Annotated in this window: 10 protein-coding genes; all 10 read right to left on the bottom strand. The window is 69.0% G+C overall.

Features of this window, described 5'->3' with window-relative positions; all coding sequences use genetic code 11:
* Nucleotides 1-6: 6 nt before the first annotated feature.
* Entirely contained in the window at nucleotides 7-804 is a 798-nt protein-coding gene (locus tag VGV06_03540) for an ABC transporter ATP-binding protein (GenBank protein HEV2054229.1), read from the bottom strand.
* 1 nt (nucleotide 805) lies between these two features.
* Complete coding sequence (locus VGV06_03535) at nucleotides 806-2,068, bottom strand: branched-chain amino acid ABC transporter permease (protein HEV2054228.1); 1,263 nt, start codon at nucleotides 2,066-2,068, stop codon at nucleotides 806-808.
* Nucleotides 2,065-3,036 carry a branched-chain amino acid ABC transporter permease gene (locus VGV06_03530; GenBank protein ID HEV2054227.1) on the bottom strand — a complete coding sequence of 324 codons (972 nt, stop codon included), beginning with the start codon at nucleotides 3,034-3,036 and terminating at the stop codon, nucleotides 2,065-2,067. Before VGV06_03530 ends, VGV06_03535 begins: the two co-directional genes overlap by 4 nt.
* Before the next feature lie 75 nt (nucleotides 3,037-3,111).
* The gene (locus VGV06_03525; GenBank protein HEV2054226.1) at nucleotides 3,112-4,308 is read right to left on the bottom strand and encodes a branched-chain amino acid ABC transporter substrate-binding protein; all 1,197 of its coding nucleotides are present in this window, start codon (nucleotides 4,306-4,308) and stop codon (nucleotides 3,112-3,114) included.
* Nucleotides 4,309-4,399: 91 nt separating this feature from the next.
* Nucleotides 4,400-6,205, bottom strand: coding sequence for a tetratricopeptide repeat protein (locus VGV06_03520; GenBank protein HEV2054225.1), 1,806 nt, complete (start codon nucleotides 6,203-6,205; stop codon nucleotides 4,400-4,402).
* Complete coding sequence (locus VGV06_03515; protein ID HEV2054224.1) at nucleotides 6,202-7,995, bottom strand: tetratricopeptide repeat protein; 1,794 nt, start codon at nucleotides 7,993-7,995, stop codon at nucleotides 6,202-6,204. Before VGV06_03515 ends, VGV06_03520 begins: the two co-directional genes overlap by 4 nt.
* Entirely contained in the window at nucleotides 7,992-8,657 is a 666-nt protein-coding gene (thiE, locus tag VGV06_03510) for a thiamine phosphate synthase (protein HEV2054223.1), read from the bottom strand. The genes VGV06_03515 and thiE overlap by 4 nt, the downstream gene beginning before the upstream one ends.
* A gap of 28 nt (nucleotides 8,658-8,685) precedes the next feature.
* Nucleotides 8,686-10,020 carry an acetyl-CoA carboxylase biotin carboxylase subunit gene (accC, locus tag VGV06_03505; protein HEV2054222.1) on the bottom strand — a complete coding sequence of 445 codons (1,335 nt, stop codon included), beginning with the start codon at nucleotides 10,018-10,020 and terminating at the stop codon, nucleotides 8,686-8,688.
* A gap of 13 nt (nucleotides 10,021-10,033) precedes the next feature.
* On the bottom strand, nucleotides 10,034-10,510 hold the full coding sequence (gene accB, locus VGV06_03500; protein HEV2054221.1) for an acetyl-CoA carboxylase biotin carboxyl carrier protein: 477 nt from the start codon (nucleotides 10,508-10,510) through the stop codon (nucleotides 10,034-10,036).
* A gap of 4 nt (nucleotides 10,511-10,514) precedes the next feature.
* Nucleotides 10,515-10,855: elongation factor P (locus tag VGV06_03495; GenBank protein HEV2054220.1), on the bottom strand; the 341-nt coding region annotated here is incomplete at its 5' end.

Raw genomic sequence — 10,855 nt, 5'->3', positions numbered from 1 at the left:
CGCACCTCAAGCACTGCCGGCCTCCGCCCGCGGCGTCCACTTCCGCCGGCCGAGGTAGGCTTCGATCACGCGCGGGTCCTTCTGGACTTCGGCGGCGCGCCCCTCGGCGATCTTCTCGCCGTAGTCGAGCACCGTGACGTGATCGGACACCTCCATGACGACGCGCATGTTGTGCTCGATCAGGAGGATGGTCAGGCCGAGGTCGCCGACGAGCCGCCGCAGGAGCGCCATGAGGCTGCGCGCTTCGCCCTGGGTCATGCCGGCTGTGGGCTCATCGAGAAGCAGAAGCGCGGGCCGGGACGCGAGCGCCCGGCCGATCTCCAGGCGCCGCTGGTCGCCGTAGGGCAGGTTGCGCGCCAGCTCGTTGGCGCGGCCGCGCAGCCCCACGATGTCGAGCAGCTCCGCGGCCCGCGCCCAGAGGGCCTCCTCCTCGCGCTTCCAGCGCGGGTTCCGGCTCAGCGCGCCCCAGAAGCCCGAACCGATGTGCGCGTGCATGCCCACGAGCACGTTCTCGACGGCCGTCATGTTCTTGAAGAGCCGGATGTTCTGGAAGGTGCGGCAGACGCCGAGCGCCGTGATCTGGTCCGGGCGCAGTCCCATGAGGGTGACGCCACGGAACCGGACGGCGCCCTCCTCCGGCACATAGAGCCCGGTGAAGACGTTGAAGAAGGTGGTCTTGCCCGCGCCGTTGGGGCCGATGATGGACGCGATCCGGCCCTCCTCGAGCTCGAAGTCCACGTTGTTGAGCGCGGTCAATCCGCCGAACTTCTTGGTGACGCCGCGCGCCTCGAGGAGGACGGCCATCTCAGGGCTCGCTGAGCTCGCGCGTGCGGCGCCGCGCCGGCAGGATGCCCTGCGGGCGGAAGATCATCATCAGTACCAGGATGAGGCCGAAGACCATGCGCTCGTACTTGGCCGGCTCAAGCTGGGTCGGCAGGTTGGCCAGGTTGTAGCCGAAGATCTCGACGCCGGCGTTGCGGAGCTCGTTGACCCAGAGCGAGAGGCCCTTGAGGACCTGGAGGTTGAGCACGGTCACGACCGTGGCGCCCAGGATGGCGCCGGGAATCGAGCCCATGCCGCCCAGGATGATCATGGCGAGCACGCCGATCGACTCCATGAAGGTGAAGGACTCGGGGTTGATGAAGATCTGCTTGGCGGAGAAGAGCACACCCACCGCGCCCGCGAAGGAAGCGCCGCAGGCGAAGGCGAGGAGCTTCATGCGCACCAGCGGCACGCCCATGGCCTGCGCGGCGGTTTGATCTTCACGTATGGCTTCCCACGCGCGCCCGATGTGGGAGTCCTCCAGCCGCCGGTTGACCAGCACCGTCGCGCCGACGATGAGCAGGACGAGGGCGTAGAGGTAGAGCGGGTAGATCACGTTCGGGTCCGGCTCGATCCCGATGGCGCGCAGCGCGGGGGCGAAGAAGATGGGCGGTCGCCCGATGGGCGTGATGCCCTTGGGACCGTTGGTGAAGTTGATCGGCTTATCGAGGTTGTTGGCCAGTACACGGATTACCTCGCCGAAGCCCAGCGTCACGAGGGCGAGGTAGTCGCCGTGGAGGCGGAGGACGGGCAGGCCCAGGAGGATGCCCGCGCCCGCGGCCACGCCCACGCCCACGAACAGGAAGACGAAGAACCACCACGGGGAGAGCGGGAAGAAGTCGCCGCCGAAGATCAGGTTGGCCTGCGGAGACCCGAAGATCGCCCAGGAATACGCGCCCACGGCGAAGAAGGCGACATAGCCCAGGTCGAGGAGGCCGGCCAGTCCGACCACGATGTTCAGCCCGAGCGCCAAGGCCACGAAAATGCCGACCTGGATCGCGATCTCCATGTAGTAGGCGTTGATCGTCCCGAGCACAGGCATGAGGACGCCGAGCGTGCCGAGGGTCAGCGACGCCTTGAGCCACCGCGGCATCCGCGCGAAGTAGAGGAGAAAGATCGAGGCCTGGAAGAGCATGAAGACCACGATCGAGCGTGGGTAGCTGGCGACGCCCCACGCCGTCACGCCGAGCAACGCCACGACGAGAATCGTCCCGGGAACCGGCTTGTCGAGCAGGGTTTTGATCAAGCGCGCTCCCTGACGACCTCGCCGAGGAGGCCCTTGGGACGGAAGATCAGGATGAGGATGAGGATGGAGAACGCGAGGATGTCCTTGTACTCCGCCCCGAAGGCCCCGCCTGTCAGCAGTGAGAGGTAGGAGGCGCCAAAGGCTTCGAGGATTCCCAGCACGAGCCCGCCGAGCATGGCGCCCGGGATGTTGCCGATGCCGCCGAGTACCGCCGCGGTGAAGGCCTTGAGCCCGGGGATGAAGCCCGTGTACGGGTTGATGAGGCTGTACTGCACGCCGAAGAGCACGCCCGCGCCGCCGCCCATGGCGCCGCCGATCAGGAACGTCAGCGAGATCATCCGGTTGACGTTGATGCCCATGAGAGACGCGGCCGCCTGGTCCTCGGCGACGGCGCGGATGGCCTTGCCGATCTTGGTGCGGTTGACGAGGCTGTGCAGCCCCCAGAGCATGAGGAGGGAGGCGCCGATCACGACGAGCGACTTGACTGAGATGTCGATGGTCGGCGTCAGCTCGAAGCGCTCGTTCATCACGTCCATGGGCGGGTAGACGATGTTGAAGGCGTTGCGCCAGAGAGACTCGAAGAGGCGGATCGCGTCCTGGAGGAAGAAGCTGACCCCGATGGCCGAGATGAGCGGAATGAGCCTCGGAGCGTTGCGGAGCGGGCGGTACGCCACCCGCTCGACGCCCGCCGCCAGGAGCCCGCTTGCGAGCATGCCCACCAGGAGGGCGACCAGCACGAGGAGGAAGGGCGACCACGCCTCGACGGCGCCGCGCGCCTGGAGCCCCAGCAGGACCTCGGCGCCCACGAAGGACCCGAGAATGAAGATCTCCGAGTGGGCGAAGTTGATGAACTCGAGGACGCCGTACACCATGGTGTAGCCGAGAGCTATCAGGGCGTACATGAAGCCGAGCGTGATGCCGTCGAGCAGGACTTGCGGGAAGATGCCGATCAGGAGATCAACGTCCATCGGCACTGGGTCCCAAGGCGGGGAGCGCGGGAGGGGCGGGGGACCGCCCCTCCCGCTGACGACTGCGCCGGACGGCTACTTCTTGGCCGCGGGCGGCGCGATGGTGAGCTGCTTGACGATCTTGTTGTCGCCCCACTTCGCCGGGTCGTCGCTCACGACCGTCAGCACGAAGTACTGGGCCTTGAGGCGGTCACCCTTCGAGTCGAAGGCGATCTCGCCCGTGATCCCGGAGAGCTTGGCCTTGCGGACCGCGGTCGAGACGTCCTCGCGCGTCACCTTCTTGCCACCCTTGGCGGCCTCCTCGATGGCCTTGATCGCGATGGTGGCCGCGTCGTAGGCCTCGGCCGCGTACGGCTCGGGATTCTTGCCGAACTTCTTCTTGAACTCGTCCACGAAGGCCTTGGCCTTGGGCAGCGCCGAAGCCGGCCCGGCCGCAGAGGTGTAATTCATGCCCACGACCGACTTGCCGGCGATCTTGGTCAGGTCGGAAGAGTCCATGCCGTCGGGGCCCATGAACTTGGCCTTGATGCCCTTCTCGCGCGCCTGCTTGAAGAAGGGCGCGCCCTGGTCGTAGATGCCGCCGAAGTAGATGACGTCGGGGTTCTTCGCCTTGATGGGCGTGAGGATCGGATCGAAGTTCGACTTCTCCTCCGTGCCCTCGAAGGCAACCACCTTGATGCCCTTCTTCTCGGCGTCGGCCTTGAAGAACTCCGCGATGCTCTGCCCGTACTGCGTCTTGTCGTGGACGATAGCGGCGCTCTTGACCTTCATGGTCCCGTGGGCGAACTCGGAGCCGACCACGCCCTGGACGTCGTCGCGGCCGCAGACGCGGTTGACGTTGGGGTAGCCGCGGTCCGTCACGACGGGGTTCGTGTTGGCCGGCGAGATCATCACGACGTTGACTTCCTTGTAGACCTCCGACGAGGGGATCGCCACGCCGGAGTTCAGGTGGCCGATCACGGCCATGATGTCCTTGTCAGAGATGATGTTCTTGGCGTTGGCGACGCCGACGTCGGGCTTGGCCTGGTCGTCGAAGGGCACGAACTCGACCTTGTAGCCCATCTTCTCGAGGTTGCCCTTGAGCTTCTCGACGGCCAGCTGGGCGCCGAGCTTGATGCCTTCGCCCAGCGCGGCCTGGCCGCCTGAGAGCGGGCTCTGGGAGGCGATCTTGATGGTGCCCTTGGACTGGGCAACCACCTGCGCCGTGGCCGGCAGCAGCAGCGCGGCGATCGCGAGGGCGGTTAGTGCGTGACGGAATCGAAAGGTCGTCATTCGGTCTCCTCCTCAGAACGGGCGGTCTCCTCCTCAGAACGGGTCGACCAAGTTTGCGAGCGGCGCCATTATAGCGGGTTTGCGGAGGTCGTCAACGGGTCGGGCGCGGCCCGGCCGGACCTGAGTCCACGCGGTCCGGCTCGGCCAGGAGCGCCTGGAGCTGGCGTCGCGCCTCGGCATCGCCCGGGTTGACGGCGAGCGCCTCCTGGAGGAGCGCCTTGGCGACCGGCGCGCGGCCCGCCCTGCGCTCCTCCGCCGCGCGCGCGACCAGGGCCTGCGAGTAGTTGGGTGCGAGGCCCGCGAATCCCGGGTGCTGGGCGAAGGCCTGACGGTAGTAGGGCAGGGACTCGGCGTACTTACCCTGCTGCGAGTACACGGCCCCCAGGTTGGCCAGCGCCCCCGTGTCGTTCTCGTCCAGTGAGAGTGCGAGATGGAGCATCTCCTCCGCCTCCCTGACTTTCTTTTGCCAGTAGAGCGCGGTCGCGATATTGCTCGCGAGGGTGGCGCGTTTGGGGCGGAGCGCAAAGGCCTTTCGGAAGGCCTCCTCGGCCTCCGGATGGCGATTCTGGGCGGTGAGGGAGGTGCCGAGGTTGTTCCAGCAGATGGAGCAGTCGGGATCGACGTTGACCGACCACCGCCACAGCGTCTCGGAGTCCTGCCAGATCTTGGACTGGTCCCAGGCGCCCACCGCCAGCACGAGCAGCACCGCGGCCGCGGCGGCGAGCACGCTCCTGGCGATGACGGCGCTCACACGGCCTTGCCTACGGGCATCGAGGAGCCGGGCGAGTCCGCCGCCAGCCAGCGCCGCGAAGCCGAGTCCCGAGAGATAACTGTAGCGGTCGTGGGCCAGCTGGTGACCGGAGTGCACGATCCCGCTGATCGGGAGCAGCATGAGCACCGATAGCGTCCAGGCCGCGAGCCCGGCAGGGAAGACGCGCCGGAGTGCCCACAGCAGCGCCGTGACCGCGACGAAGGCGAGCGCCGGGACCAGGAAGCGCGGGTCCAGGAGGCGCACCTCCACCGGCAGCTCGTAGAGGGGGAGCAGCTGCACGGGCCAGAGCCAGCGGGCCGGGTAGAAGCTGAAGGTGTAGGCGGTCATTGCGAGACGTGAGCCGGGGCCGTACGTCTCGTAGCCCGTCACCCCGGTGCCCGTGAGCACCACGCGGAGCGCGATGAAGGCGCCGATGGCCGCGATCGCGGCCCACGGCAGCTTCTCGATGAGACACCGTCGCCAGCCGAGGACCCGCGCGCGCCCGAGTGGGTAGACGTCGAGGAGCAGCAGCACGGCCGGCAGCGGCATCGCGGCCACCTTGGACAGCAGCGCGGCCGCGGTTGCGGCGAGCGATGCGTACGTCCACCCTCGCCGGATAGTGGACCCCTCCACCGCGCTCAGGTAGGCCAGGACCGCGAGCATGAAGAAGAAGCCGCAGAGCACGTCCTTCCGCTCGGTCACCCACACGACGGACTCGACACGCAGCGGATGGACCGCGAAGAGCAGCGCCGCGAAGCCCGCCCCGACGGACAGGCCGGGCTCGGCCGCAGCCGCCCCGGCGGTGCGCAGCAGCCGGCGGACGATAAAGAAGAAGACCGTGGCGCTGGCGGCGTGCAGCAGCAGGTTGAGGAGGTGATAGCCGCGTGGGTTGACCCCGCCGAGCGCGTAGTTCAGTCCGAAGCTCATCCAGGTCAGCGGGATCCAGTGGCCGAGCACCGTGCTCGTCCACATCCACCGGAGCTGCCCCGGCCCCAAGCCGTGAACGCCCGTGTTGTTCACGACGTTGTCGAAGTCGTCCCAGTTGACGAAGTCGGCGCCGAGCGCCGGGAGGAAGGTCACGAACGCCGCGGCGAAGACCAGGCAGGGCGCGCCGGCGCGACGAAGCATCACGAGGGCTCCGCTCATCTCCTTGCTCCGCCCGCCGGCCGGCCGGCCGAGAGCGCCTCGAGCCCCTCCCGCGCCTGCGCGTTGGCGGGCTCCACCGCGAGAGCCTCTTGGTAGAGCGCCAAGGCCTCGGACGGGTGCCCGGCCTTGCGCTCGGCGGCGGCGGCCGCGACGAGCGCCCACGCCAGCTCCTTCACCGTGACGAAGTACGTCGGATCGAGCGCGTAGGCCTTCCGAAGGTGGGAGAGGCCCTCGGCAAAGCGGCCCGTCTGGGCCTCGTGGGCGCCGAGGTTGAGCAGGGCCCCGGTGAGGTTCGGGTCGAGGCGAACGGCGAGGCGCAGCATCTCTTCGGCTTCGACGTCCCGGCGCTGGCCGTGGAGCGCGGTGGCGATGTTATTGGCAAGCATTCCGCTCATCGGGCGAAGCGCGGCCACCCGACGGTAGGCCTCTTCCGCCTCCTGGTGCCGCTCGCGGCCGGTCAGCGCCGCGCCCAGGTTGTTCCAGCACACCGCGCACTCGGAGTCGAGGTTCGCGGCCCAGCGCCAGAGCGTCTCGGAGTCCGCCCAGACCTTCGACTGGTCCCAGGCCGCGACGGCCAGGAACAGCAGCGCCGCGGCCGCTCCCGCCGTCACGCTTCGGGCGATCACGACGCTCACGCGCCCGCGCGCCCGGGCGTCGAGCAGCCAGGCGATCCCGCCGCCGGCTAGGAGGTTGAAGCCCATCCCCGACAGGTAGCTCCAGCGATCCTGGACGAGCTGGAAGCCGGCGTGGACCACGCCGCTGAGCGGCAGGATCATGAGCGCCGAGTACGCCCACGCGGCGAGCCCACCCGGCCAGCGCCGGCGGAGCGCCACCAGCGCCGCGGTGACGAGAACCACCACGACCATCGCGACAACGAAGCGCGGCCGGAGCGGGTCCACGTGCGGGGGCACCTCGTACATCGGCGACAGCTCCACCGGCCATACCAGCTTCCACGGATAGTAGAAGAAGCTGTAGAAGACGATGGCGACCCGCCCCGCGACACCGTGCGTCCCGAGACCGGTCAACTTCGCCGCTCGCTGCAACGCGATCCAGGCCACAAGGACATCCGCGGCGGCCAGGGCGAGGTAGGGGAGCTTCTCGACGATGAGGCGGCGCCAGCCGCGGCTCACGCGGCGGAGCGGATAGACGTCGAGCAGGAGGAGCGCCGCCGGCAGCATGATGGTCGAGGACTTCGACACGAGCGCGCACACGAAGGCGGCGACCGAGAGCCCGCGCCAGGCAGGCGCCAGGCGCCCGTCATTTCCACGCTCGACCGCGCGGAGGTACCCCAACGCGGAGAGGAGGAAGAAGAAGACGCTCAGCACGTCCCGTCGTTCCGTTACCCAGACGACCGACTCGACGCGGAGCGGGTGGACGGCGAAGAGCAGGGCGGCGAACGCCGCCCCGACCGACAGCGCAGGCTCGCCCGCCGCCGTGCCCGCCGCGGCGAGCAAGCGCCGAGCGGCGAAATAGAACAGCACGGCGCTCGCCGCGTGGATGACTAGATTAACCAGGTGATAGCCCCACGGGTTCATGCCGCCCAGCGCGTAGTTGAGGCCCAGCGTGAGCCACGTGAGCGGGATCCAGTGCCCCTGGTGCGTCGTGGTGACCATCCAGCGCAGGTTGCTCCAGCCGAGCCCGCGGAAGTCTCGGTTCGAGAGAAAGTTGACGTTGTCGTCCCAGTTGACGAACTCCCCGGAGAGGCCCGGCAGGAACGTCACGAGGGCGATCGCGAAGACGGCGGCTGGCAGGAGGAAGCGGCGGAGCGCCGTCGAGGGCGTGGCGCTCACCGGGCGGCGCTCTCGCGGGCCGCGCGAATCGTCTCGAGGAAGCGCCGCGCGGCCGCCGTGGGATCGGGCGTGGCGCAGACGGCGGAGATGACGGCGACGGCGTCGGCGCCGGCCCGGATGACCTCGGCGACATTGTCCACCGTGATGCCTCCGATGGCGACGAGCGGCACCGGGATCTCCGGGCGCACGCGCCTGACCAGGTCCGGCCCGACGAGTCGGAAGCCGGGCTTGCTGCCCGTGGGATACATGCTGCCGACCGCGACGTAGTCGGCGCCGTCGTCCCTCGCCCGGCGCGCCTGGCTTTCGTCATGGATCGAGACGCCGAGGATCATGGCCGGGCGCAAGAGACGTCGCGCCTCGCGCGCCGGCAGGTCGTCCTGCCCCACGTGGACGCCGTCCGCCTCGAGAGCCAGGGCCAGGTCCACGCGGTCGTTGACGATGAAGAGGCACCCGGCCTCACGGCAGCGGCGTCTCAGCGCCCGCGCGACGGGATAGAGCTCGTTGAGCGGCATGGTCTTCTCGCGCAGCTGGACCAGGCGGCAGCCGCCCTCGAGCACCGCGTCGAGGAGTGTGGCCAGGTCCCGGCCGCCGGCGGCTCCCCGGTCCCGGCCCCCGGCAGGTCCCAGGTCGAGGATGACGTAGAGCGGTGTGGGCAGGGTCACTTGGGTCGCGGGGACTTGGGGGGCGGGGTCAGGGGCCGACTTCGAGACGTGGCAGCGTGTGCTCTCCGGAGAGGAAGGCGGGGTCGGCCAGGAGCTTCTGGTGGTAGGGGATCGTGGTCTTGACGCCTTCCACGACGGTCTCGGCGAGCGCCCGCTGCATGCGGGCGATGGCCTCGGCCCGGTCGCGGCCGTGGACGATGATCTTCGCGATGAGCGAATCGTAGTACGGCGGCACGATCGCTCCCGGCATGAGGTGGCTGTCCACGCGCACGCCGTATCCCCCTGGCGGAAGCCACGCCGTCACCGTGCCCGCGGAGGGGACGAAGTGCTCCGGATCCTCTGCGTTGATGCGGCACTCGATGGCGTGGCCGCGCACCGTGATCGCGCGCTGCTTGTAGCCGAGCGGCTCGCCCGAGGCGATGCGGATCTGCTCCCGGACGAGGTCGATGCCCGTGACCATCTCGGTGACGGGGTGCTCGACCTGGATACGCGTGTTCATCTCGATGAAGTAGAAGGTGCCGTTGCGCGCCACGAGGAACTCGACTGTGCCTGCCGAGACATAGTTGACCGAGTTGGCGACGGTCAGTGCCGCCTTGTAGAGGCCCGCCCGCGTCTCCTCCGAGATGGCCGAGGCGGGGCTCTCCTCGAGGAGCTTCTGGTGCCGGCGCTGCACGGAGCAGTCGCGCTCGCCCAGGTGCACGCGGATGCCGTTCCGGTCGCCCAGCACCTGCACCTCGACGTGGCGCGCCTCCTCGACGAACTTCTCGAGGTAGAGCTCCGAGGAGCCGAAGGCCTGGGCCGCCTCTGCCTGGCATGTCGCGAAGGCCTGCGCGAGCATGTCGCGCGCGCGAACGACGCGCATGCCGCGCCCGCCGCCGCCCGCTGCCGCCTTGACCACGACGGGATAGCCGATCGTGTCGGCCAGGGTCTGCGCCTCGTCGACACCCACGAGCGGCCCTTCGCTGCCCGGCACGACGGGCGCGCCGGCCTGCTTGGCCATCGCGCGCGCCTGGGCCTTGTCGCCCATGAGGCGGATGGCCTCCGGCGCGGGGCCGATGAACGTGATGCCGCAGGCGCGGCAGATCTCGGCGAAGGCCGCGTTCTCGGACAGCAGACCGTAGCCGGGATGGATCGCCTCGCTGTCCGTGATGGAAGCGGCCGAGATGATGCTGGGGATATTGAGGTAGCTCTGGCGCGCCTCGGCGGGGCCGATGCAGATGGATTCGTCGGCCAGCCGCACGGGCAGCGATCCCGCGTCGGCCTGCGAGTGGGCGACGACGGTGCGGATGCCCATCTCGCGGCAGGTGCGGAGGATGCGCAGCGCGATCTCGCCGCGGTTGGCGATCAGGATCTTGTGGAACATGGCGTTCAGCGCGCTACTTGCGGCACTCCACGAGGAAGAGCGGCTGGCCGAACTCGACGGGTTGGGCATTCTCGACGAGGATCTTCACGACGCGGCCGGTGACCTTCGACTCGATCTCGTTCATGAGCTTCATCGCCTCGATGATGCAGAGGGTCTGTCCCTCCTTGATCGTGTCGCCCTCGCTGACGAACGGCGCCGTCTCGGGGTTCGTGGCGCGATAGAAGGTGCCGACCATGGGCGCCTCGATCGTCACGGTGCCGGCGGCGGCCTCGGCGGCGCGCTCGACGCTCTCCGCCTGGGGCAGCGCGACGGGCGCGGCGGCGGCCTGCGTCGCGGCCGCGGGCGCGTGCCGGCGGACGACGCGCACGCGCACGCCGCCGCTCTCCACTTCGATTTCCGCCAGGTCGTGAGCCATTGCCAGATCGACGACCTGCTTCGGCGTCCACTGCTGTCCCGCCGCGGGGCGGGCCGCGCGCTTCTTGCCGGCCATGGGCCTAGCCGGCCGCCGCGACGCGGCCCAGGTATTCGGCGCTTCGGGTGTCGACCTTCACGATGTCCCCCTCGTTGAGGAAGAGGGGCACCTGGACGACCGCGCCGCTTTCAAGCGTGGCCGGCTTGGAGCCGCCCGAGGCCGTGTCGCCGCGGATGCCCGGGTCGGTCTTGGTGATCGTGAGCTCCATGAAATTCGGCAGCTCGACCGTCACGGGGCTGCCGTCGATGAAGAGGATGTCGACCTCCGTGTTCTCCTTGAGGAAGTCGCGCGCGTCGCCGACCTCCTCGGCGGACAGGGAGATCTGGTCGTACGTGTCGAGATCCATGAAGTTGTACCGGTCGT

This window comes from Candidatus Methylomirabilota bacterium (assembly GCA_035936835.1).
Taxonomy (GTDB): Bacteria; Methylomirabilota; Methylomirabilia; order Rokubacteriales; family CSP1-6; genus AR37.
This window is presented reverse-complemented; position numbering and strand designations above follow the sequence as displayed.